Annotated in this window: 24 protein-coding genes; 16 read left to right on the top strand and 8 right to left on the bottom strand. The window is 69.4% G+C overall.

The features are described from left to right. The 3 genes from ACIRCZ_RS10840 (at window position 1) to ACIRCZ_RS10850 (ending at window position 2,601) form a co-directional block, all read left to right on the top strand. Window positions 1-1,524 carry an FAD-dependent oxidoreductase gene (locus ACIRCZ_RS10840; protein WP_402852818.1) on the top strand — a complete coding sequence of 508 codons (1,524 nt, stop codon included), beginning with the start codon at window positions 1-3 and terminating at the stop codon, window positions 1,522-1,524. 33 nt (window positions 1,525-1,557) lie between these two features. Then, on the top strand, window positions 1,558-2,313 hold the full coding sequence (locus ACIRCZ_RS10845; RefSeq protein WP_402852820.1) for a hypothetical protein: 756 nt from the start codon (window positions 1,558-1,560) through the stop codon (window positions 2,311-2,313). A gap of 123 nt (window positions 2,314-2,436) precedes the next feature. Further along, complete coding sequence (locus ACIRCZ_RS10850) at window positions 2,437-2,601, top strand: DUF4175 domain-containing protein (protein WP_143465476.1); 165 nt, start codon at window positions 2,437-2,439, stop codon at window positions 2,599-2,601. Window positions 2,602-2,664: 63 nt separating this feature from the next. Here the strand turns inward: ACIRCZ_RS10850 and ACIRCZ_RS10855 are convergent, their stop codons facing one another. After that, window positions 2,665-3,102: a tautomerase family protein gene (locus ACIRCZ_RS10855; RefSeq protein ID WP_055897526.1), complete on the bottom strand. Its 438-nt coding sequence runs from the start codon at window positions 3,100-3,102 to the stop codon at window positions 2,665-2,667. Window positions 3,103-3,180: 78 nt separating this feature from the next. On the opposite strand from ACIRCZ_RS10855, the gene ACIRCZ_RS10860 reads away from it, so the two are divergent. From ACIRCZ_RS10860 to ACIRCZ_RS10870, 3 genes are all read left to right on the top strand, one after another. Continuing rightward, window positions 3,181-3,741, top strand: coding sequence for a TetR/AcrR family transcriptional regulator (locus ACIRCZ_RS10860; RefSeq protein WP_402852823.1), 561 nt, complete (start codon window positions 3,181-3,183; stop codon window positions 3,739-3,741). Between the two features lie 93 nt (window positions 3,742-3,834). Then, window positions 3,835-4,101: a Rho termination factor N-terminal domain-containing protein gene (locus ACIRCZ_RS10865; protein ID WP_055897519.1), complete on the top strand. Its 267-nt coding sequence runs from the start codon at window positions 3,835-3,837 to the stop codon at window positions 4,099-4,101. A gap of 32 nt (window positions 4,102-4,133) precedes the next feature. Continuing rightward, entirely contained in the window at window positions 4,134-4,982 is an 849-nt protein-coding gene (locus tag ACIRCZ_RS10870) for a hypothetical protein (protein WP_402852827.1), read from the top strand. 23 nt (window positions 4,983-5,005) lie between these two features. On the opposite strand, the gene ACIRCZ_RS10875 is transcribed toward ACIRCZ_RS10870, so the two are convergent. After that, entirely contained in the window at window positions 5,006-5,323 is a 318-nt protein-coding gene (locus ACIRCZ_RS10875; RefSeq protein WP_055897514.1) for a hypothetical protein, read from the bottom strand. Window positions 5,324-5,486: 163 nt separating this feature from the next. Between ACIRCZ_RS10875 and ACIRCZ_RS10880 the strand changes: the two genes are divergently transcribed. Next, window positions 5,487-7,064, top strand: coding sequence for a stealth family protein (locus ACIRCZ_RS10880; protein WP_402852829.1), 1,578 nt, complete (start codon window positions 5,487-5,489; stop codon window positions 7,062-7,064). A 61-nt stretch (window positions 7,065-7,125) separates the two neighbouring features. Here the strand turns inward: ACIRCZ_RS10880 and ACIRCZ_RS10885 are convergent, their stop codons facing one another. From ACIRCZ_RS10885 to ACIRCZ_RS10900, 4 genes are read right to left on the bottom strand one after another with little or no spacing between them, the layout of a single operon-like run. Next, on the bottom strand, window positions 7,126-9,159 hold the full coding sequence (locus ACIRCZ_RS10885; protein WP_402852831.1) for a glycoside hydrolase family 2 protein: 2,034 nt from the start codon (window positions 9,157-9,159) through the stop codon (window positions 7,126-7,128). A 35-nt stretch (window positions 9,160-9,194) separates the two neighbouring features. Further along, window positions 9,195-10,097 carry a carbohydrate ABC transporter permease gene (locus ACIRCZ_RS10890; RefSeq protein WP_402852833.1) on the bottom strand — a complete coding sequence of 301 codons (903 nt, stop codon included), beginning with the start codon at window positions 10,095-10,097 and terminating at the stop codon, window positions 9,195-9,197. Window positions 10,098-10,100: 3 nt separating this feature from the next. Next, window positions 10,101-11,030: a carbohydrate ABC transporter permease gene (locus ACIRCZ_RS10895; protein WP_055897502.1), complete on the bottom strand. Its 930-nt coding sequence runs from the start codon at window positions 11,028-11,030 to the stop codon at window positions 10,101-10,103. Between the two features lie 40 nt (window positions 11,031-11,070). After that, complete coding sequence (locus ACIRCZ_RS10900) at window positions 11,071-12,450, bottom strand: ABC transporter substrate-binding protein (RefSeq protein WP_402852836.1); 1,380 nt, start codon at window positions 12,448-12,450, stop codon at window positions 11,071-11,073. Window positions 12,451-12,622: 172 nt separating this feature from the next. On the opposite strand from ACIRCZ_RS10900, the gene ACIRCZ_RS10905 reads away from it, so the two are divergent. Next, window positions 12,623-13,648, top strand: coding sequence for a LacI family DNA-binding transcriptional regulator (locus ACIRCZ_RS10905; protein WP_402852839.1), 1,026 nt, complete (start codon window positions 12,623-12,625; stop codon window positions 13,646-13,648). Here ACIRCZ_RS10905 and ACIRCZ_RS10910 read toward each other — a convergent pair. Next, entirely contained in the window at window positions 13,638-14,597 is a 960-nt protein-coding gene (locus tag ACIRCZ_RS10910) for a phosphodiesterase (RefSeq protein ID WP_402852842.1), read from the bottom strand. The two genes, ACIRCZ_RS10905 and ACIRCZ_RS10910, sit on opposite strands and share 11 nt — an antisense overlap. A 173-nt stretch (window positions 14,598-14,770) precedes the next feature. Between ACIRCZ_RS10910 and ACIRCZ_RS10915 the strand changes: the two genes are divergently transcribed. The 7 genes from ACIRCZ_RS10915 (at window position 14,771) to ACIRCZ_RS10945 (ending at window position 20,168) form a co-directional block, all read left to right on the top strand. Then, window positions 14,771-15,784, top strand: coding sequence for a Gfo/Idh/MocA family protein (locus tag ACIRCZ_RS10915; RefSeq protein WP_402852845.1), 1,014 nt, complete (start codon window positions 14,771-14,773; stop codon window positions 15,782-15,784). A gap of 82 nt (window positions 15,785-15,866) precedes the next feature. Continuing rightward, complete coding sequence (locus ACIRCZ_RS10920; protein ID WP_402852848.1) at window positions 15,867-16,889, top strand: Gfo/Idh/MocA family protein; 1,023 nt, start codon at window positions 15,867-15,869, stop codon at window positions 16,887-16,889. A gap of 76 nt (window positions 16,890-16,965) precedes the next feature. Continuing rightward, window positions 16,966-17,487, top strand: a complete 522-nt coding sequence (locus ACIRCZ_RS10925; RefSeq protein WP_402852851.1) for a GNAT family N-acetyltransferase — start codon at window positions 16,966-16,968, stop codon at window positions 17,485-17,487. Window positions 17,488-17,719: 232 nt separating this feature from the next. Next, window positions 17,720-18,265 carry an NUDIX hydrolase gene (locus ACIRCZ_RS10930; RefSeq protein WP_402852853.1) on the top strand — a complete coding sequence of 182 codons (546 nt, stop codon included), beginning with the start codon at window positions 17,720-17,722 and terminating at the stop codon, window positions 18,263-18,265. Window positions 18,266-18,316: 51 nt separating this feature from the next. Further along, the gene (locus ACIRCZ_RS10935) at window positions 18,317-18,967 is read left to right on the top strand and encodes an HAD family hydrolase (RefSeq protein ID WP_402852856.1); all 651 of its coding nucleotides are present in this window, start codon (window positions 18,317-18,319) and stop codon (window positions 18,965-18,967) included. A gap of 4 nt (window positions 18,968-18,971) precedes the next feature. Continuing rightward, window positions 18,972-19,772: an SDR family oxidoreductase gene (locus tag ACIRCZ_RS10940; RefSeq protein ID WP_082581521.1), complete on the top strand. Its 801-nt coding sequence runs from the start codon at window positions 18,972-18,974 to the stop codon at window positions 19,770-19,772. A gap of 57 nt (window positions 19,773-19,829) precedes the next feature. Further along, entirely contained in the window at window positions 19,830-20,168 is a 339-nt protein-coding gene (locus ACIRCZ_RS10945; protein WP_402852860.1) for a YciI family protein, read from the top strand. On the opposite strand, the gene ACIRCZ_RS10950 is transcribed toward ACIRCZ_RS10945, so the two are convergent. After that, window positions 20,165-20,533: a cupin domain-containing protein gene (locus ACIRCZ_RS10950; RefSeq protein WP_402852863.1), complete on the bottom strand. Its 369-nt coding sequence runs from the start codon at window positions 20,531-20,533 to the stop codon at window positions 20,165-20,167. The two genes, ACIRCZ_RS10945 and ACIRCZ_RS10950, sit on opposite strands and share 4 nt — an antisense overlap. 116 nt (window positions 20,534-20,649) lie before the next feature. On the opposite strand from ACIRCZ_RS10950, the gene ACIRCZ_RS10955 reads away from it, so the two are divergent. Next, entirely contained in the window at window positions 20,650-20,928 is a 279-nt protein-coding gene (locus ACIRCZ_RS10955; RefSeq protein WP_235500541.1) for a hypothetical protein, read from the top strand. Window positions 20,929-20,962: the final 34 nt, after the last annotated feature.

The following is a 20,962-nucleotide window of genomic DNA, read 5'->3' on the forward strand; positions in this document are numbered from 1 at the left end:
ATGACCTCGCTCTGGCTCGACCTCGCGGCCGAGATCCCCACGGATCGCTTCCAGCGGGACGCCGAGTACGACGCGGTGGTCGTCGGCGCCGGGCTCACCGGGCTCAGCACGGCGTTCATGCTGGCCAGGCACGGGATGCGCGTCGCCGTCCTCGAAGCACGCACCGTCGGTGCCGTGACCACCGGGAACACCACGGGCAAAGTCAGCCTGCTGCAGGGCACGACGCTGTCACAGATGCGACGGCACACCACAGACAGGGTGATGTGCGCATACGTCGACGCCAACACAGCAGGACAGGGCTGGCTGCTCGACTATCTGGACGCCAGGAGCATCCCGTACGAGGTGCGCGACGCGTACACGTACGCGACGACGCTCGACGGACGCGACCGCCTGGACGCCGAGCTCGCCGCCGCGCGCATCGCCGGGCTGGGCGCAACGGAGGAGCGCGGCTGCGAGCTGCCGTTCGCCGTCGAGGCCGCCCTGCGATTGCCTGCGCAGGCGCAGCTCGACCCGATGCCGCTGCTCGCCTCGCTCGCCGCCGACCTGCGCGCGCTGGGCGGCGTGATCGTGGAGGGCGAGCGCGTGTCCGGAGTGTCGGCGTCCGAGCCTGCCGTGGTGACGAGCACGTCCGGGACCACCCGCGCCGCCAACGTCATCCTCGCGAGCGGGACGCCCATCCTCGACCGCGGGCTGTACTTCGCCAAGACGGAGCCGCTGCGCTCGTACGTCGCGGCCTTCCGGGTGCCGGGCGAGCTTCCACGGGGGATGTACCTGTCGGCGGAGTCTCCTGCGCGCTCGCTGAGGACCGCGACGACGCCGGACGGCGAGCTCCTGGTCGTCGGCGGGAATGGCCACGTCGCCGGGCGCGCCGACTCTCCCGCAGAGCTCGTCGCCGACCTCACCGCCTGGACGGAGACGGCCTTCCCCGGTGCCGTCCGCACGCACTGGTGGTCTGCACAGGACTACCGGTCGGCCAACCAGGTGCCGTTCGTCGGCTGGCTGCCGCGCGGCAGAGGCCGGGTGTTCCTCGCGACCGGTTACAACAAGTGGGGCATGACCAATGCGGTCGCCGCCGCCATCAGCCTCACAGCCGACCTCACCGGCGAGACCCTGGAGTGGGCGCGCGTGCTGCATCACAGGGTCACGCATCCGATCGACATCGCCACGGGAGCCGCGTTCGGCGCCGGCGTCGGGAAGGCGGCCCTGACGAAGTGGGCCGGTGCGGAGACCGGGCAGCAGCTGCCGGTGGATGCGCCGCCTCCCGCCGAAGGAACGGGTGTCGTCGGTCATCGCGGCGCCGCGCCCGTCGCCGTCTCCACGGTGGACGGTGCGACCTGCGCGCTCTCTGCGGTCTGCACCCACCTGGGCGGCGTCGTGCGCTGGAACGATGCGGAACGGTCCTGGGACTGCCCGCTCCACGGTTCCCGGTTCGCGTCGGACGGCAGTGTGCTGGAGGGCCCTGCGACGGCCGCGCTCGCCAGGGTCGACAGCGCGCCCCCGCCCGCCGCGCCTGGCGAGGAGTAGTCACGGCGGTCTGTCCCGCAGTAGGGTCGCGGCATGACTATTCCCAACGACGACAGCAAGCCGGAACAGCCCACCGGCGGTAACGTTCCCCCTGTGCCGGACGCCGGAGGGGCCGTCCCGCCCGTTCCGCCCACCGAGCCGGCCCAGCCGCCTGCCGCCGCGGAGCCCGTCACCCCTCCGCCCGCAGCGCCGGAGCAGCCCGCAGCGCCGGAGCCGCCGGCGTTCGTGGCGCCCACCTCGGCACCCGGCTACCCGCCGGCGGCCGCGACCGGCGGCTTCCCCGCGTACTCGGCGACGCCCTCAGCGCCCGTCGCCGCCCCGACCACTCCGCCGCAGCAGGTAACGATCGCATTCTGGCTGTACATCGCGGCCGCCGTGCTCAGCGTCATCAGCGGCATCGCCACCGCCATCTCGGTGTCGGCGAACCGCGCGATCATCCTCCAGCAGGTCACGGACAGCCTGAAGAACGCGCAGACCAACGGCACGAACCTCGACGCGAACTCGCTCGCGGACGCCGCGGTAACGTTCGGCATCGTCTGGGCGATCGTGACGCTGATCTTCTGGGCGCTCGTGTTCGTACTGTTCGCGACCTTCATGCGCCGCGGCCGCAACTGGGCGCGCATCGTGCTGACGATCCTCACGGTCATCTCGTTCCTGAACCTCGCGACCATCTACTTCATCGGCGGCATCCAGGTGATCGCGGCGATCGTGGCGACCATCCTGATCTGGCTGCGGCCCGCCTCCGAGTACTTCGCCGCGGTGAAGGCGTCGCGCGCGCCACGCGCCTGACCTCGCCGGAGCAGATCCGCACGAGCTAGTTCGGCACAGGCACTTCACACGCTGCGATCCCCGGTCTACTGTGGGCGCCGGTCGTCGTCATGGTCGACCGGAAAAGAAAGCAGGTAACGGAAAATGAACATTCTGCTCATCGTGATCGCGATCGTCGCGATCGTGCTCCTGTTCACCGGCGGATTCGTGCAGGCCCTCAACTGGCTGCTCTGGGTGGGAATCATCCTCCTGGTGTTCGCCATCATCGTGTGGCTGGTACGCATGATCAGTGGTCGGCGCTCCGTTTAGAACGACTCGGACGTCAAAGGGCCCCGGATGCACGTGCATCCGGGGCCCTTCGCCGTCAGCCGCTCAGCCGCGGGCCGCTGCAGCCGCCTTCGCCAGGGCGGTGAACTCCTCGACGCCGAACGCGGTGCCCGCGAGGCCCCAGCCGCCTTCCGCCGCCTCCTGCAGGATGACCCAGGTGCGGGCCGCCTGCGTCTCGTCCCCTGCGAACCTCGCAGCGATCTCCGTGGCCTCGCGCACGAGCTGCTTCTGGCCGTCGCGGTCGAGCGAACCGGGCGGGGTGATCACCTGGATGCGCACGGTGCGCGCCGATGGCGTGTTCGCGGTCGAGACGGCCGTGGCCGGCAGCCGGTGGATGAACGCGGCCGTGTTGTCGAGGTGGAACGGACCCGGCTGGGCGACGCCTTCCGCCCGCAGCACGGCGTGGGTGAGTTCGTGTCCGAGCTGCTCGTCCGCGTCTGCGGGGAAGAGGTCGGCCGGCGCGTAGACGTCGATCATGGGCATGGGATGCTCCTCACGAAATTATGATGGTGTGCATAGACGATAGATTATGACGACCGTCATAGTCAAGGAGGGAGTGCCGTGGCCACCGATGTGCGCACCAGGATGGTCGATGGAGCGATCCGCCTGCTCGCCACCCGCGGCCTCGCCGGCACGTCGTTCTCCAGCGTGATCGACCTCACCGAGACCCCGCGGGGCTCGATCTACCACCACTTCCCCGGCGGGAAGGACGAGCTCGTCGCGGCGGCGATCGACCGCTCGGCCGAGAACGCGGTGACCCTGCTCGACCAGCGCGCCGGCGAATCGGCGGAGCGGGTGGCCGAACTGTTCCTGGACTCCTGGCGCCTCCTGCTCACCCGCTCCAGGTTCGCAGCCGGATGCGCGCTCGTCGCGGTCACGGTCGACACCGACTCCGCCGACCTCCGCGCACGCACGGCGGCGGCGTTCCGCACCTGGCAGGACCACCTGGCCGCGCTCCTCACCCGGGGCGGCCTCTCCACCGACGACGCAGCGCGCTTCGCGACCCTGCTGCTCGCCGCCTCCGAGGGCGCCGTGCTGCTCTCCCGCGCCACGGGCGACACCGCCGCCTTCGACGCGGTCGCCGCAACCCTCCTTGCCCAGGTGCGTGCCGCCTCCCGCTGATCCCGTGTCTTCTCCGTCCGTCGTATCGCGGGGGCCGGGTTCCGCATCCAGCACCGGCGGGGTACCGTGCCGGGCGAACGGAAGGAGCCGCCGATGCCAGGGCGAAGCGAACCGGAACTGAAGGACCAGAAGCTCTACGAAGAGCTCCGCGATGAGGGCAACTCGAAGGAGAAGTCCGCCAGGATCTCCAACGCGGCAGCGGCGCGCGGGCGCTCGTCGGTGGGGAAGAAGGGTGGCGAGTCGGGGTCGTACGACGACTGGACCGTCCCCGACCTCAAGAAGCGCGCCAAAGAGCTCGGCCTCCACGGATACTCCGCGAAGAACAAGAAGGAACTGATCAGCGCTCTCCGCAACCACTGACCGGCGCGGACCCGGCGTCGTACACTCACGGCATGGACCTGCGAGAGGTGGCCGACGAGCTGTACGCCCTGCCGACGGCCGAGTTCACCGCATCGCGGAACGCCGCGGCCGGCAAAGCCGGCAGCCCGCTTGCGGCGGAGATCCGCGGCCTCAGGAAGCCGTCCGCGTCTGCGGCGGCCGTGAACGCGCTGGTGCGGGAGCATCCGGATGTGGTGGACGCGATCCTGGAGGTCGGCGACCGGATGCGGGAGGCGTTCGCCGAACGGGACCGCGCAGCCATCCGCGAACTCACCGGTGAACGTCAAAGACTCCTGCAGAAGGCGACCCGCACGGCCGGCGCCGCGAGCGCCGGCGTGCTGCGCGAGGTGGAGGACACCCTGCAGGCCGCCGTCATCGACGCGGCGGCAGCAGCGGCGGTGCGGAGCGGCCTGCTGGTGCGGTCGCTGGAGTCGACCGGCGTCGATCAGGTGGACGTGTCGGACGCCGTCGCGCTTCCCATCGACGTGGATGCGCCACCGCCTGTGCGCGCGAAGCGGGCCTCCGGCACGTCCACAGCCGCAGCCACCTCCGCCTCCGCCTCCGCAGAGCCCGCCGAGTCGCCCAGCGAGCGCAGGGAGCGGGAGCGTCGCGTCCGGACGGCGGAGAAAGCGCTCGAACGCGCGCGCACCGACGCGGACGCCCTCGACGACGAACTCGACGAGGAGGTGGACAGGCGCACCGACCTCGAGGCGGAACGGGACGCGCTCGCCCGCCGCCTCGAACGCACCCAGGACGAACTAGCGGAGTCGCGCGCCGCCGAGCGGGAGCTGCGCCGCAGGATCACCCAGGCGCAGTCGGCACTCAGGGACGCGGAGAAGGCGCTGCGCGCAGCCCGCGACTGAGCGCGACCGACGGCGCCAGCGGATCAGGCCGGGAGGTGCTGCTCGACCGAGTCCTCGCTCATCACGACCATCCCGCCCGTGCGCTGCGAGGTGTGCATGAGCGCCTCGAGCCACTGCGGGTTGATCGCGGGAGGGCGGCTGCCGCTGAACTGGAACGACAGCGGCACCTCGCGACTGATCCAGAGCGAGACGCGGCCGGAGCCCTGCTCGACCGGAACATCCCAGTTGAGGAGAAAACTCTCGTGCCGACGAAGCTTCGCTACGATGGCGAGCTTGACGTGACTCAGCACGCGATCGTCGAGGTCATACTCCTGTCCGGAGCCGTAGACCAGTTTTCCCATACCGCCATTGTCCACTATTCCCGGCGCGGAAAACTTTCCCGACCAGGGGGATTGACCGAACCCCGTAAAGCCGATACGGGTCCGGCGCTCTGCCGGCCAGGACGCGACCCCGAACATCCCCGGCACTGGAACTTCGCGCCGGACGACATAGAGTGGCAACCATATGGCAGAACACCCGTCTCCAGCCCTGTCCGACCAGCCAGAACCCGTCGTCGTCTCCGGCGACTCCCGCACGAGCATCCCGACTCTGCGCCGCGACGATGTCGTGATGCGCAAGGGCGTCCTCACCCTCGTATCCGGCCCGTTCACGCCGCGCGAATCCATGGTGGAAGACCTGCTCGCGGTGCGGGACGCCCTGGATGCGGCGGGCATCGAGCACCTGCTGGTGCGCGGTGACGACGACCGCAGGGTGATCGCCGTCGACCGCCGTCGCAGGAAGGAAGTCACCGCCGCGCTCGCGACCGCGTTCGCCGATGAGCCCTTCTACGCCAGGCCAATGGATGTGGACGGCGTGGACGCGCTGATCGCCGACGGCAGGCTGTCCAGCAGGAAGGCCTCCGTCCTCCGGGTCTACCGTCCGCGCCTGGAGCCGATCGGCCGCCTGCGCTACGGCGCAGACACCGCCATGCAGCTCGAATTCTGGCGGTTCGGCGACGAGGAGATCGAGGCGCCGCGCCCCAATGCGCTGATGCGCACGCGTCTCCCCCGCAACGAGGCGATCGAGGCCGCAGTAGAGCTGTACGGCCGCACCTGGCGCACGCTGGAGCACATGTTCGATCCACTGGCGAGCGACATCGCGTTCGACATCGACATCGTGTTCTCCTGGGTGGACGGGTCGAGCGCCGAGTTCCAGCGGAAGCGCGCAGCGCAGCAGGCCGCATACGTGGTGGGCGACGGCGACGACAACGAGGCGCGCTACCGGCAGATCGACGAGCTCAAGTACGCGATGCGCAGCGTGCACATGTTCGCGCCGTGGGTGCGCAACATCTACATCGCCACCGATTCACCGCTCCCGGACTGGCTGGCCCCGCATCCGAACGTGCACATCATGCGCAGCGAGGACTTCTTCGTCGACACCTCGACGCTGCCGACGCACAACTCGCACGCCGTCGAGAGCCAGCTCCACCACATCCCCGGCATCGCGGAGCACTTCCTGTACTCGAACGACGACATGTTCATCGGCCGTCCGATCTCCCCCGACCTGTTCTTCTCGCCTGGCGGGGTGACCAAGTTCGTGGAGGCGGGCACGCGCATCGGCCTCGGTGAGAGCGACCCGGCCCGCAGCGGCTTCGAGAACGCGGCCAGAGTGAACCGGCGCCTGCTCTGGGAGCGGTTCGGCGCGGTCACCACCCGCCACCTGGAGCACTGCGCCGCGCCGCTGACGGTCAGCGTGCTCAACGAGATGGAGCGGGAGTTCCCGGACGACTTCGCGCGCACGGCGGCGAGCCCGTTCCGCTCTGCCACCGACATCTCGGTGACGAACTCGCTGTACCACTACTACGCGCTGATGAGCGGGCGGGCCGTGGTGCAGACCCAGGCCAGGGTGCAGTACATCGAGACCACGCTGCACGAGGCGGCCGAGAAGATGCGGCGCCTGCTCAAGCGCCGCGACCAGGACATGTTCTGCCTCAACGACGGCTCGAAGCCGGAGATCAGCGTGGAGGAGCGGACCAGGTCCGTCACCGACTTCCTGGAGCGGTACTTCCCCTTCCCTGCGCCGTGGGAGCGCGTGGAGGACTGAGACGGAGACGACGCGCGCTCGCGTTGGCAGGGAGAGCGCGCGCCGTCCGTCCGTCCGCGGCTCAGCTCTGACGAGCCCCGCGGCGGTTCGGCTGCTCGATGACGGCCGCGTCCACGAACGTGTGGGCGATGGACCGGCCGCCTTCTTCGAGCCAGAGATGGAGCCGCGCCGCGCCGGACGGCGCAGGCACGGTGACCGCCACAGGGGCGGTGACCGCGTACGGAGCGGCGGTCAGCTCGGCACGGGCATCCACGGATTCGGCCGTCACGGGATGCTCGGGGGAGCCGGACGCCGCCCAGGCGGCGTGCAGGGTGGCGTCGATCGGCGCATCCCCGTGGTGCGAGACGCGCACCTCCACCGTCAGCGGGCCGGTCGGGACAGGGATGTCCGCCCCGGCGCGCTGGGGAACGATGTCGACCACGATGACCGTGTCCGCGTTGCTGTCCGCTGGGTTCAGCCCGCCCCAGTCCTTCGGACGGCGCTCGGTGTCGAGCAGCCCCGCCATCTCGTGCTCGACGTCCGTGAGCTCGGTGTACACGTACCCGGCGAACCGGTCGTGGCGGCGGATCTCCTGCGTCTGCCACCTGACGTGCCAGGCGCGCTCCAGGCTGGTGAACCCCGCTCCGAACTCGCTGTTCAGGATGGGGACGCCCGTCCGAGGGAAGTCGGACGAACCGTAAAAGGACTTGTCGACGACGAAGTCCGGCCCGAGCTTGACCTCGAAGGTCTCCTTCTCGCCGGAGGCCAGTGCAGCGACGTTCGCCGCCCACGCCGCCGGATCCTCGTCGTAGTAGTGCCAGTCGACCAGGTCGGTACGCACGTGCGCCCAGCCGGAGTTCTCCACGATCGGCCGCGAATCGTCCAGCGCCCGCATCGTGTCGTACGCGTGCACCGCGGCGGCGGCGCGCTCCTGGCTGCCTGGGATGTCCCAGTCGAGGCCCCACTCCTCGTTGTACAGTCCCCACACGACGATGGAGGGATGGTTGCCGTCGCGCTCGACAAGGCCGGGGAGCTGCTCTTCGAACGCCAGAGCCGCGTCAGGGGTGAACCGGCTGGGGCAGGCCGGTTCCGCCCAGACGAGCATGCCCATCCGATCCGCCTCGTGCAGCCAGCGTGGCTCCTCGAACTTGAGGTGCTTGCGGACGAGGGTGAAACCGAGGTCGCGGGCGAGCTCCAGATCGCGCAGGAGGGAGGCGTCATCCGGCGCAGTGAGACCGGATTCCGGCCAGTACCCCTGGTCGAGCACGCCGCGGATGTAGAGCCTCCGGCCGTTGAGGAAGAGTTGCTCTCCGCGCGTCTCGATGCTGCGCAGCCCTGCCGTCGCCACCACCCGGTCGGCGGCATCTCCGTCGCCGATGCGGAACTCGACGGCGTAGAGGTGCGGATCGGCCGGGCTCCACAGCCGCGGCGAATCCACGGTCAGGAGGCCGTCGAACCGGCCTTCGGCGTCGGTGACAAGCGTCGTGGCGCGCCCGTCGACCGTGGCGACGACCTCCGCGCCAGCCGGGGCGTCGCCCGCCAAGCGGCCCGAGACCGCGAACCCGGTCAGCGAGTCGCCGCGCAGCGCGGCCGACTCCAGGTAGGTGCGCCCGCGCGCTTCGAGCCAGACGGACTGCCAGATGCCGGAGGTCGGCGTGAACGAGACGCCGTCGTAGTCGTCGCGCGGGATCGAGCGCTGCTTGCCGTGCGGGATCTCCCGCTTGTCGGCGGGGGCGTCCACCTCGACGACGAGCTCTGCAGGCTCGCCAGGCGTGACGAAGCCGGTGATGTCGAACTCGAACGAGGTGTACCCGCCGGTGTGAGTGCCGACGTGGATGCCGTCGATCAGCACGCGTGCGACATGGTGGACGGCGCCGAAGGAGAGGATGACGCGCCTGCCGTCCCAGTCGCCCGGCACGACGAGCTCGCGACGATAGACAGCGCGTTCGAGCCAGGTGCGCCTGACACCGGATGCGCTGGTCTCCCAGGCGAACGGCACCACGATCGCGGTCGGCTCGCCCTCGGCCGGCTCGAACCCCCACTCGCCGTTGAGGGTGAGCCAGCGATCTGACCTGTCGAAGTCTGGCCGCGGATACTCGGGCTTCGGGACGGACATAGATGTAGTGCCTTTCGTTCGTTCGGCGAGCACGGTCAGCCTTTGACGCTTCCGGCGAGGATGCCGTTGATGAAGTGCTTCTGGAGCACGATGAAAAGGATGAGCAGGGGGATGAGGGCGACGGAGCTCGCGGCGAGCAGCTCGCCGGTGACGGTGGCGTAGTCCGCCCCGACCTTGTTGCCGGAGATGTTCTGGGCGAGGGTCGATAGCACCACCTGCAGAGTGGCCATCTTGCTCGAACTCGCCACGACCACCGGCCAGACGAAGTCGTTGTAGATGTTCATGATCGTGAGCACGGCGAGTCCGGCGAGGCCTGGCCGGATGACGGGAACGACGATGCGCCAGAAGATGCCGAACTCGCCGCAGCCGTCGACGCGTGCAGCGTCGAGCAGTTCGTCCGGCACCGCGGAGATGACCTGGCGCATCCAGAAGATCGCGAACGCGTCGACGGAGCCGGGCAGGATCAGCGCCTGGTACGTGTTCACCCAGCCGAGCTCCTTCATCTCGAGCAGCAGCGGGATGATCAGCACGATCGTCGGCAGCATCAGCGTCAGCAGCACGGTTCCGAAGATGAGGTTCTTGCCGCGGAAGTCGTACTTCGCGAACGCATACCCGGCCAGCGGGGCGCAGAACAGGGTGATCGCGCCCTTGATCACCAGCACGATGCCGGTGTTGAGGAAGCCGGACGCGATCGGCACGTCCTGGAACATCCCGCGGAAGTTGTCGAGCGTGAACGTGGTCGGGTCGAAGCCGAGCGGGTCGCGGATGATGTCCCCTGCCGGCTTGAACGCCGAGAGGATCGCCCAGGCGACCGGCGCCAGGAACGCGACGGTGAGGATCAGCAGGAAGATGTTGGAGCCGATCAGCGGCCGTCGACGGATGCGGCGCGCAGCAGGTTCGGTGCGCTGAGCCTTCGGGTTCTCTGTGATGGGCGTCACGGTTCAGTCCTTCGCCCGCAGGAGTCGCACGAACCCGAGCGACAGCGCCATGACGACGATGACGAGCAGGAACGAGTTGGCAGCACCGGTGCCGAGATCGGCTCTGGTGATGTGGTTGTAGAGGTAGAGCCCCGCCGTTGTGGTGGAGCCGTACGGTCCCCCCTTCGTGACGACGAAGGGCTCGGCGAACATCTGGAACACCGCGAGGGTCTGCAGCACGACGGCGAACATGATCGTGCGTCGCAGTAGCGGGACCGTGATGCTCCAGACCTGCCGCACCCGGTTGGCTCCGTCGATCGACGCTGCCTCGTAGATGTTCGCGTCGATCGACTGCAGGCCGGAGAGCAGGATGATGATGATGAAGCCGCTGGTCTTCCAGAGGAACAGCAGCGCCAGGGTCGGCTTCGCCCACTGGCTGGTCACCAGCCAGCCGACATCGGGTAGACCGACGAGGTTCAGCAGGCCGTTCACCGCCCCGTAGTTCTGGTCGAAGAGCACGATCCAGATCTGCGCCACCGCGACAAGAGGGGTGACGAACGGGACGATGAACGCCACCCGGTAGAACCCGCGCATCCGGAGCTTCGCGTTGTCGAGCAGCACAGCCACGACGATGCATCCGACGATCTGGATGGGGACGATGAGCAACCAGAGGATGCCGGAGTTCCCCAGCGACGCCCAGAAGGCGCCGTTGCCGAGCAGGTAGGCGTAGTTGCCGAGGCCGACCCATTCCGCCGCACCCGATCCGTGCCAGTTCGTGAAGCTCAGACGCAGCGTGAACACGAGCGGATAGATGCTGAACGCGAGGAAGATCGCGACGAACGGCAACACGAACAGGTAGGGCGCGAGCGCTCTGCGGATCGAATAGCCTCTGCTCCCCCTCGCCGCGCGGGGCGGAGCAGAGGGCGCAGGAGGCGCGGCTGTCGTTGTGGTCACGGGTGTTCCTCGGTTCGGCGGGCGGGTCGGCCTGGCATCGTTACTGGCGGTCGATCAGGTTGGTCTGGATGTCCTTCGAGGACTGTTCGATGACCTGGTCGGGAGTGAGCGAGCCGTCCAGCATCTTCTGGATGTCGTTGCCGAGGTAGTCGACAGCTCCCGACCACCAGGTCGGCAGCGGGGCGCCGCCTGGGATCTCCTTGCCCGCTTCGATCGCCGTCGACCAGAGATCCTGGTTGCCCATCGCCTCGATCGGCTTGAACAGGGGCTTGTCAGGGTCGGCTGCCGGCTCGTATGCCGGGATCGAGGTGTTCAGGCCGCCCGGGTACACGTCGTTCGGTCCGTAGACCGCCGTGTAACCGGCCTTGTCGTACATCAGGAACTTGTAGAACAGCCAGGCGAGCTGCGAGTTCTTTCCCGCCTTCGGCAGCACGAACGACGATCCGCCCATCGCGCCGCTTCGCGCTCCGCCGTCCTTCCAGGCAGGGAGCGGCATGGCCCTCCAGTCGCCCTTCGTGGCGGTGAGCTGCTGCTGCGGTGCGAAGTCGAACCAGATCGACCACGGGTAGAAGACCTCGTCGCCGGAGTCGAGCGCTCCGATGTCGCTCGGGCTGAGGTATTCGGCGCGGGTGCCGAGACCCTGCTTCTGCACATCGTCGAGCCAGCCGAGGATCTGCTTGTACTCCGGCGAGTCGAGGCGCAGCTTGCCGTTCGCGTCGGCGATGCTCGTACCGAGCTGGCTGGCGTACATCTCGAGCTGGAGCTGCCCGAGGAAGGCGCTCTGCTCCAGGTGGATGGGCTTCGATCCCGGCTTGTACGCCTGGTACTTCTTGCCCGCAGCGACGAGGTCGTCGTACGTCTTGATCGAGCTCGGGTCGATCCCGGCGGCGCTCAGGGCCTTGGCGTTGTAGAACAGAAGGCCGGGATCGAGGTCGAACGGGACACCGTAGATGCCGCCCTTCACCGTGTTGACGTCGACCTTCTGCTTCGCGATGTCTTTGCTGTACGGCGCGAGCACGTCCTTGAGGTTCCAGAGGTAGTCGGCGTATCCGCCGACCTTCGCGTCGTCGAGGAAGACGCCGTCCGGCACGTCGGTGCCGGTGATCAGGGTGTTCTGCAGCTTGGCGTCGATGTCGACGGCCTCGTGGTTGACCTTGATGTCCGGGTACACCTTGTTGAAGTCGGCGATAGCGGCGTCGAAGACCTTGAAGAGGTCGCCGGAGCGGTCCCAGATGGTGATCTCGCCCTTCGGCGACTTCTCGGTCGGCGCCTTCAGCACCGTGCTCGACGTGGTCGTCGTGTCGGCAGAGCCGATCTCCGGACCGCAGCCGGACAAGCCGACGGCGACGAGACCTGCTGCTCCGATGGCGACGATCCGCGTGATCGCGGCCTTTCGCCCTCTCGGGGTGGTGGGCTTCATGACACTCCTTTGTGCGGTCGTCCGGGTGGGGGTCCCGGACGGGTTCCTCGTGTCGGCGACCAGGGTCTTGTCACTCCCCGGTCTACCGTTTGCCAACGTATGCAAAACCGTACTCGATGTTTGCTATCGTTGCAAACATCGAGTTGAAGCCGCGGCGGCGAGAGGAATGTGGATGCCAGCAACGCTCAGGGATGTGGCCGAACACGCCAACGTGTCCGTGCGCACGGTCTCCAACGTGGTGAGCGGCTACGAGCACGTGAGCTCGAAGATGCGCGCCCGCGTCGAACAGGCCATCGACGAGCTCGGGTATCGCCCCAACCCTGTCGCCCGCACACTGCGGACCGGCCGGACCGGCCTGCTGGCCCTCGTCGTCCCCGAGATCGACGTGCCGTACTTCAGCGAACTGGCCAGAGACGTCATCACGGCGGCGGCCGAGGTCGGCTACCAGGTGATGATCGACCAGACCGGCCACGACCACGAGCGCGAACAGGATCTGCTGCGCGGCACCGACCGCAACATGCTCTTCGACGGGATGCTGTTCGCCCCGCTCGCCACAGAGGCGGAGCTCAGCGAGGTCAACGCTTCCCAGGGCATGCCGCTCGTGCTCCTCGGCGAGCACACCTTCGACGGCCGGTTCGACCACGTCGCGATCGACAACGTTCAGGCGGCCGCCGACGCGACGGACCACCTGATCGCCATCGGCCGCACCCGCATCGCCGCGATCGGCGCGCAGCCCAAGGAGCACTACACGACTCCGCTGCAACGCACGGAGGGATACACCACGGCGCTCCAGCGCGCCGGACTCGGCCCTGAGCCATCGCTCGTCCGATCGGCAGACCACTACAGCAGGGCGGACGGCTACGCCGCGGCCACGTCGCTGCTCTCGGAGTCGCCGCGACCGGATGCGATCTTCTGCTACTCGGATCTGCTCGCGATGGGCGCAGCACGCGCCGTCTTCGATGCAGGACTGCAGGTGCCGGACGACATCGCGATCGTCGGCATCGACGACATCGAGGAGGGACGGTACGCACGGCCGTCGCTCAGCACCGTCTCCCTGGACACGCCGTTCATCGCCGAGCAGGCGATCGCGCGGATCGCAGCCAGGATCGACGACCCGAGCCTTCCCGCTCAGGAGATCGTCGCACCGCACATGCTTCTGCCCCGCGAGAGCACAGGAGCCGCGTCGGTCAGGCCATGACCTGGATCGGGGTGGTGGGCGACGGGTCGTGGCGCACGGCCGACGTCACCTGGCCCCGCGCATCCACCAGCGCCGGCGGGATGCGGATGCCGTCCGCCTCGAGGCGGCGAGCGCTCTCGTCGGGGTCGATGTAGTCGAGCGCGGGGTGCGAGCCGAGCGGCACCACCGAGTGCAGCACGGTGGTCGGGTAGACGTGCACCAGGTTGAACGCGCGGGCTCCATCGCGGCCGCGGGTGCCGCCGACGGGCACGTTGAGGTCCTGGGTGTAGCAGCTCGCCGACGCGACGGAGACCGGGATGCCCGCGAACGTCGCCATCGACGAGTAGTGCAGGTGGCCGGCCAGGATGCTCCGCACATCGCTGCCGTCGAGCACCTCGGCGAGCCCGGACTGGTCGCGCAGCTCGACGGAGACCGCCAGGTCGAGGACGCTCGGGACGGGCGGGTGGTGCATGGCGAGGATCGTGCCCTCCGGGGCGGGCGACGCGAGCTCGGCGGCGAGCCAGTCGAGCTGGGCGTCCGTGACCTCTCCGTAGTGGTGGCCCGGAACGCTCGAGTCGAGGGCGATCACGCGCAGGCCTCCGAACCAGAACACGTCGTCGACCGGTTCGACGGCCGGCAGTTCGTCTCGCAGGCCGTACCGGAACGCTCCGCGCTCGTCGTGGTTGCCCATCACCCAGACGACGCGGGCGCCGAGCCGTTCGGCCACAGGGTCGACGATGTCGCGGATGGTGGCGTACGCATCCGGTTGCCCCTTGTCGGCGATGTCGCCCGTGAAGACGATCGCCTCCGGTCGCCCGCCGGACGATTCGAGCTCCGCGAGCAGTGACCGGAGGTGGTGCGTGCTGTCGACGGAGCCGTAAAGCTTCTCACCCCCCGCCAGGAGGTGAGTGTCGCTGATGTGGACCAGGAAGTGGTCCGGTCGTGGGTACTCCGCGATTCGCGTGTTCACGGACCCATCCCATCACCGCAGTCTGAACGCCTCGTGAACGAACGCGGCGCGCCGCCGTCACCGTGGCCGCCGACTTCAGCTCGCGGTCTGGCAAAAGTTGACGAACGGCGGGCAGAACTGGCTAGGCTGGATGTGTTCGCGCGCAACGAATACAGGCAGGGAGGCCTACTGCAATGCCCCAACCCCTCACCGTCGCCGCGATCGGCTTCTGGCACGTGCACGCCGGAGACTACGCGCACGCCGCGCAACAGCATCCAGACACTCAGCTCGTCGCCGTCTGGGACGACGACGAAGAACGCGGCCGCGCCGCAGCCGAGGAGTTCGGCGTCGAGTTCGTCGCCGATCTCGACGAACTGCTCGCCCGCGACACCCTGGATGCGGTCACCATCACCACCTCCACCGACCAGCACCACGACGTGATGCTGCGTGCGGCGGCAGCTGGCAAGCACATCTTCACGGAGAAGGTGCTCGCCCCCACCGCAGACGAGGCGGAGGACATCGTCGCAGCAGCGGCGGCCGCCGGTGTCGCGCTCGTCGTCTCGCTGCCCCGCCTCTACGACGGATACACGCAGGCGCTCAGCGCCATCGTCGACTCCGGCGCCCTCGGAACCCTCACGTACTCGCGCGTGCGGCTCGCGCACGACGGCTGGGTGGCCGGCTGGCTGCCAGACCGGTTCGGCAACCCGGAGGAGGCGATCGGGGGCGCGCTCACCGACCTCGGCTGCCACCCGGCATACCTCACCCGGCTGTTCCACCGCGCCGAACCGCTCTCGGTGAGTGCCGTCTACGGGTCGGTCACCGGGCATCCTGTCGAGGACAACGCCGTCGTGACGGCGTCGTTCCCCGGCGGAGCGCTCGGGGTGTTCGAGGCGAGCGTCGCCTCTGCGCCCGGCCAGTTCACGATCGAGCTGCGCGGCACGGAAGGTGTGGCCGTCTACGGGTTCGGCGGCGAGAAGCTGCTGGTCACCGGCGGCACGTACGGCGACGGCTGGCAGGAGCTGCCGATCCCGGATGCGCTCGACGGCGCGTTCGCGGAGTGGGTGGAGCGCATCCGCACCGGCACGACGGCGGACGGCAACCTCGACCACGCGCTGGCCCTGACGAGGATCGTCGCCGCGTCGAACGCCTCGGCCGCGAGCGGCGCTGCGGTGCCCGTGGCCGGACGCCCGGTGCACAGCGCGGGCTGACGCCGGCCGCGCGCATCCCCCCGTTCACTGTCGCTTCGGCGACCCCGTTTCCTTTCTCGACCCTCTTTTCTCTAGGAGAATCATGACTTCCACCACCGCATCCACCGTCCGCATCGGCCTGATCGGCGCCGGCGGCATCGCCGGCGCGCATGTCGCCGGATACGCGCTCAACCCCGACACCATCACCTTCGCGGCCGTCGCAGACCCCGTGCGCGAGAACGCGGAGGCGCGCGCAGGCGACACCGGAGCCGTCATCTACGCCGAATACCGCGACATGCTCGCCGACGCAGACATCGACGCCGTCGACATCTGCCTGCCGCACCACCTGCACAAGGACGCGATCGTGGCGGCCGCCCGCGCAGGCAAGCACATCCTGTGCGAGAAGCCGCTCTGCCTCACCCCCGAGGAGGCGCGCGAGGTATCCGAGGCGGTCTCGGAGGCAGGGGTGACGCTGATGTGCGCCCACAACCAGCTCTTCCTCCCCGCTGTGGCGGCCGCGAAGGAGCTGATCGAGTCCGGCACGCTCGGCACGGTCTACGAGGTGCGCACCACCGACAGTTTCTACAACGACTTCGACCCGTCCACGATGGGCTGGCGCGCGCACGCGGCCACGAGCGGGGGCGGCGAACTCATCGACACGGGATACCACCCCACCTACCTGCTGCTGCACCTGGCGGGCGGCGCGCCGGTCGAAGTGACGGCGATGCTCGCGACGCACCGCCTCGGCTTCATGGAGGGCGAGGACTCTGCGACGGTGGTCGTGCGGTTCGACAACGGGGTCATCGGCACGGTCGTCACGAGCTGGGCGTACGACGCGGCGGACAGCACGGAGCGCTTCTCCGCGGTCGGCTCGCTTGGCAGCCTCACCAGCGACGGCACGACGCTCAGCTACCACCTCCGCGGCAGCGAACCGGTGGTGCTCGCCCTCGACCCTGTCGACCAGTTCGGCGAGGAGCTCGGCCACTTCGCCACGAGCATCCTGAACGGCACCCGCCCCATCCACACGCAGAAGGAAGGCATCGAGGTGCTCGGGATCATCCTCGGCGCATACGAGTCCGCTCGCACGCGCGCGGTCGCGGAGGTGCCGTCGCTCGCCACAGTGTAGGGCGGGCGAGTTGCTGGTGACGGCCGCGCCCGTAACGCGGCCATCACCGGCGGCTCGTGACCGCTACCGTTGGGCTGTGGATGCGTTTCCCGAGGTCTTCGAGGTCGAGTCGCGGCCCGGCGTGGTGCTGCGGAAGCTGGGGCTGGACGACTGGGCGATCGAACTGGAGCTCGCCAGGGTGCCGGACGTTCCCACCTGGACGATGTACCCGGCCGACCTCACCGAGGAGCAGGCTCGGAGCCGCGCCGCGCGCAACGTGGAGGGCGCTGAGGCCGGTTCGGGCATCCGGTACGTGCTTGTCGAGGACGGCGTCGCGCTCGGGACGGCCGGCTTCGGCCGTGGAGAGCACGGCTTCGAAGTGTTCTACGCGCTCAAGCAGGAGGACAGGGGCCGCGGTCTGGTGACGGCGGCGGTCGCGACGCTGGTCGCGTGGCTCGATGCCCAGGGCGAGCCGGCCGCGTGGCTGAGCACGCTGGACGGCAACGCCGCCAGCGAGGCCGTCGCCATCCGCTGTGGCTTCGCCCCATACCTGGCAGGCACCCACACCGACGGCCGCCCCCTCACCGTCTGGCGGCGCCAGCAGACGAAACACCCGTAACTGTCGCGAAACGCCCGGGATGCGCGACAGTTACCGGCATCTCGCGGCCGCGTCAAGCGGGTGGTGTGGATGACGGGGGCGCGTACCGTCGAAGCGGCGTCGCCGAACGCCACAGTTTCGCCGCCCCGTGGCTTCCTCACCCCCTGCCATCCGAGGCGGCGGAACTGTATCGGCGGGACGCCCGGAGCGATACTCTCGGAGGCAACCGAGAGCCGCCCCGCAGAGGAGGACCGTGGACCGCGAGACTGCCACCACGTTTTTCACCACGGCGCCGCCCTGGTTCGGGCGGCCGGAGCGGACGCTTTTCGACTCTGTGGCCACGCGCATCCGGGGCGGAGAAGACCTGCTGTTCAAGGGCGGCCCCGTGCACGTCACGGCGAGCTGCGTCGTGTTCGACCCCGACAGGACGCGCGTGCTGCTGGCGTTCCACCGCAAAGGGCGGTTCTGGGTGCAGTTCGGCGGGCATCTCGAACAGGGGGATGCGGACATCGCGGCGGCGGCAGCGCGCGAGGTGAGCGAGGAGAGCGGGCTGGCGTCGTTCCGGATGCTGTCGGACGACGCCGTCGACCTGCAGGCGCAGCAGCTCGGCGAGCGCTTCAACGGCTGCGACATCCACCTGGACCTGCTGTTCGCCGCCGAGACGGCACGGGATGCGGTGCCGATCGTCAGCGACGAGAGCGAGGCGGTCGAGTGGTTCGATCTCGACGCGCTCCCGACGGATGCGGTGCCCGGCCTGCAGAAGCGGCTGCGCACCGCGCGCGAACGCTTGCCGGCCTGACCGCGAGGTGCCCGGGCTTGTAAGCCGCCCAGCGACGAGTAGACAGGGAGCATGACGGTCACCGCAGTGCTCTTCGACATCGACGGAACGCTCGTCGACTCCAACTTCCTGCACGTCGACGCCTGGCAGCGCGCGCTCGCCGAGCTGGGCTCGCCGACGGACGCCTGGCGCATCCATCGGTCCATCGGGCAGGACTCCGACCGCCTGCTCCGTTCGGTCGCCGGCGACCACGACGACGAGTGGATGCGCCGGGCCTCCGACCTGCACTCCCGCTACTACAAAGAGTTCGCGCCGCGCCTGCGCGCTTTCGACGGGGTGCAGGAGCTGCTGCGGGCGATCGCGTCCCGCGGGATCGCGGTGGTGCTCGCCACGTCGGCGCCGGACGACGAGCTGAAGCTGCTGCTCGACACCATCGACGCTCCGGATGCGATCCACGCCACCACCTCCGCCGACGACGTCGAGACGGCCAAGCCCGACCCCGGCATCCTGGAGGTGGCGCTCGACCGGGCGGGGGCGACGCCGTCCGACGCGATCATGGTCGGCGACTCTGTCTGGGATCTGACCGCGGCGGCGCGGGCGCACCTGCGCTCGATCGGCGTGCTCAGCGGCGGCGTCGGCGCGCGGGAGCTCACCGACGCCGGAGCGTTCGCCGTGTTCGACGACCCTGCCGCGCTGCTGGAGAACCTCGACGCAATACTCTGAAAGCATGTCCGACGCCGCGCAGAGCACCCCCGAAGCACGCACCGCAGGCCCGACCGTCGCAGCCCCGACCGTCACAGCCCCCCTCACCATCGTCACGGGGGCCGGCCGCGGCATCGGCGCAGCGATCAGCCGCCGTCTCGCCGCCGATGGTCACGACATCGTGGTCTGCTACCGCAGCGACGCCGCCGCAGCGGAGGCCGTCGCGGCCGACGTGCGCGCATCCGGCCGGCGCGCGATCACCTGCGCGGTGGACACCACGGACGAAGCCCAGGTGGAGGCGGTCTTCGCGGCCGCCGCCGAGCTGGGCACGGTGACGGGACTCGTGAACAACGCAGGATCGGCCAGCGCGTTCGGACCTCTGGCCGACGCGGACATCGCGGCGGTGCGGCGCGACATCGACGTCGACCTGGTCGGCGTGCTGATCTGCGCGAAGCACGCCGTGCGCGCGATGAGCGCACCCGGCGCATCCGGTGGCGCGATCGTGAACATCTCGTCGGCGTCCGCCTACCTCGGCAGCCCGGGCAGGTACATCCACTACGCGGCGGCGAAGGCGGCAGTGGATGCGGTCACCGTCGGCCTCTCGAAGGAGGTCGCGTCGCTCGGCATCCGGGTCAACGGCGTCGCGCCAGGAACCATCTGGACCGACTTCCACCCGGAGCCGGACCGGCCGGACATCGTCGCGCCGACGGTTCCGCTCGGCCGCGGCGGCCGCCCGGACGAGGTCGCAGGGGCGGTGGCATGGCTGCTCTCGCCGGACGCCTCGTACGCGACGGGGACGACCATCCGGGTGACGGGCGGGCTGTAACTGAGCGACCGCCCGACCGCTCTTGCCGCCCGGCCGCGGCGGGAGCACCATCGACGCATGACCAAATACCTCATCTCCTTCCCCGGCGACGCGATGCAGGTCACCGCCGACGAGTTGCCGGCGGTCGCGGCCGACTCCCACGCCGTCATCGAGCAGGCCAAGGCCGCCGGCGTCTACGTGTTCGGCGGCGGGATCGCGGAAGACGTCGATCCCGTGCTGGTCTCCGCGGACGGCTCTGCCGGCACGGAGCTCTGCCCCGGCAGCCGCCTCACGGGTGGCTTCACCGTGCTGGAACTGCCGACGCGCGAGGACGCCGTCGAGTGGGCGCGGCGCATCGCGGTGTCCTGCCGCTGCGCGCAGGAGCTGCGCGAGTTCATGTACGACCCTGCGAGCTAGAGCGGCAGTTCCCGCAGCGGGCTCGTCCGCTCAGCGCCTGCGTCTCCGGTGTTCACCGTGCCCTTCGGCTCGAACAGCACGGCGCGCACCTCCTCGTCGGCGAGCGGGCAGTGCTCGACACCCCGCGGCACCACGTACACGTCGTTCGGCCCGAGGTGCACATCCCCGTCGCGGAGCTGGATGGTGAGTCGGCCGGAGAGAACGAGGAACAGCTCATCCGTGTCCGGGTGGGTGTGCCAGACGAACTCGCCGAGCAGCTTCACGACCTTCACGTCGTAGTCGTTGACGCTCGTCAGCCGGTGCGGCTGCCAGTGCTCTGCGATGGACGCGATGGCGTCGTCGAGGTTGTGGACGGTGTCGGTCATGGGACCAAACATACGTCCGCTGGTACAAAACTCTTGCGCCGCGGCCCGCGCGGGCGTTGGATGCTGCCTGAGGCATCCGACGAGAGGGGCACGCCATGTCCGCCAGTGAGCTCGAAATGTCCAGCACGCGATTCCCATACCGCAGCCGCATCTTCCACGTGGAGAAGCAGGCGCCGGGCCGGTGGGTCGTGCTCGACGACTCCCACGCCGAACTCGGCGTGCTGATCAGGGTCTCCAGGGAGGGCGAGGAGCACGAGCCCGTGTTCGGCGCCATTCCGCCCGGCCACGTCGAGACGCTGCACGAGGGGTCGGACTGGAAGATGCTGGTCGCGTCGCTCATCAACGAAGCGCTCGAACCCGCGCCGGGTGCGACGGGCAACCAGGGCGAGGCCTGAAGCCGGCCGCACCCGCCCGGCCGCAGACACTCAG

The sequence above is a fragment of the Leifsonia sp. NPDC102414 genome (assembly GCF_044765685.1).
Classification (GTDB): Bacteria; Actinomycetota; Actinomycetes; order Actinomycetales; family Microbacteriaceae; genus Leifsonia.

Bases quoted from the DNA above. Each gene is read 5' to 3' on its own strand.
- ACIRCZ_RS10840 (WP_402852818.1), top strand. From the start codon at position 1: ATGACCTCGCTCTGGCTCGACCTCGCGGCCGAGATCCCCACGGATCGC.
- ACIRCZ_RS10845 (WP_402852820.1), top strand. From the start codon at position 1,558: ATGACTATTCCCAACGACGACAGCAAGCCGGAACAGCCCACCGGCGGT.
- ACIRCZ_RS10850 (WP_143465476.1), top strand. From the start codon at position 2,437: ATGAACATTCTGCTCATCGTGATCGCGATCGTCGCGATCGTGCTCCTG.
- ACIRCZ_RS10855 (WP_055897526.1), bottom strand. From the start codon at position 3,102: ATGCCCATGATCGACGTCTACGCGCCGGCCGACCTCTTCCCCGCAGAC.
- ACIRCZ_RS10865 (WP_055897519.1), top strand. From the start codon at position 3,835: ATGCCAGGGCGAAGCGAACCGGAACTGAAGGACCAGAAGCTCTACGAA.
- ACIRCZ_RS10870 (WP_402852827.1), top strand. From the start codon at position 4,134: ATGGACCTGCGAGAGGTGGCCGACGAGCTGTACGCCCTGCCGACGGCC.
- ACIRCZ_RS10875 (WP_055897514.1), bottom strand. From the start codon at position 5,323: ATGGGAAAACTGGTCTACGGCTCCGGACAGGAGTATGACCTCGACGAT.
- ACIRCZ_RS10880 (WP_402852829.1), top strand. From the start codon at position 5,487: ATGGCAGAACACCCGTCTCCAGCCCTGTCCGACCAGCCAGAACCCGTC.
- ACIRCZ_RS10885 (WP_402852831.1), bottom strand. From the start codon at position 9,159: ATGTCCGTCCCGAAGCCCGAGTATCCGCGGCCAGACTTCGACAGGTCA.
- ACIRCZ_RS10900 (WP_402852836.1), bottom strand. From the start codon at position 12,450: ATGAAGCCCACCACCCCGAGAGGGCGAAAGGCCGCGATCACGCGGATC.
- ACIRCZ_RS10905 (WP_402852839.1), top strand. From the start codon at position 12,623: ATGCCAGCAACGCTCAGGGATGTGGCCGAACACGCCAACGTGTCCGTG.
- ACIRCZ_RS10915 (WP_402852845.1), top strand. From the start codon at position 14,771: ATGCCCCAACCCCTCACCGTCGCCGCGATCGGCTTCTGGCACGTGCAC.
- ACIRCZ_RS10920 (WP_402852848.1), top strand. From the start codon at position 15,867: ATGACTTCCACCACCGCATCCACCGTCCGCATCGGCCTGATCGGCGCC.
- ACIRCZ_RS10935 (WP_402852856.1), top strand. From the start codon at position 18,317: ATGACGGTCACCGCAGTGCTCTTCGACATCGACGGAACGCTCGTCGAC.
- ACIRCZ_RS10940 (WP_082581521.1), top strand. From the start codon at position 18,972: ATGTCCGACGCCGCGCAGAGCACCCCCGAAGCACGCACCGCAGGCCCG.
- ACIRCZ_RS10945 (WP_402852860.1), top strand. From the start codon at position 19,830: ATGACCAAATACCTCATCTCCTTCCCCGGCGACGCGATGCAGGTCACC.
- ACIRCZ_RS10950 (WP_402852863.1), bottom strand. From the start codon at position 20,533: ATGACCGACACCGTCCACAACCTCGACGACGCCATCGCGTCCATCGCA.
- ACIRCZ_RS10955 (WP_235500541.1), top strand. From the start codon at position 20,650: ATGTCCAGCACGCGATTCCCATACCGCAGCCGCATCTTCCACGTGGAG.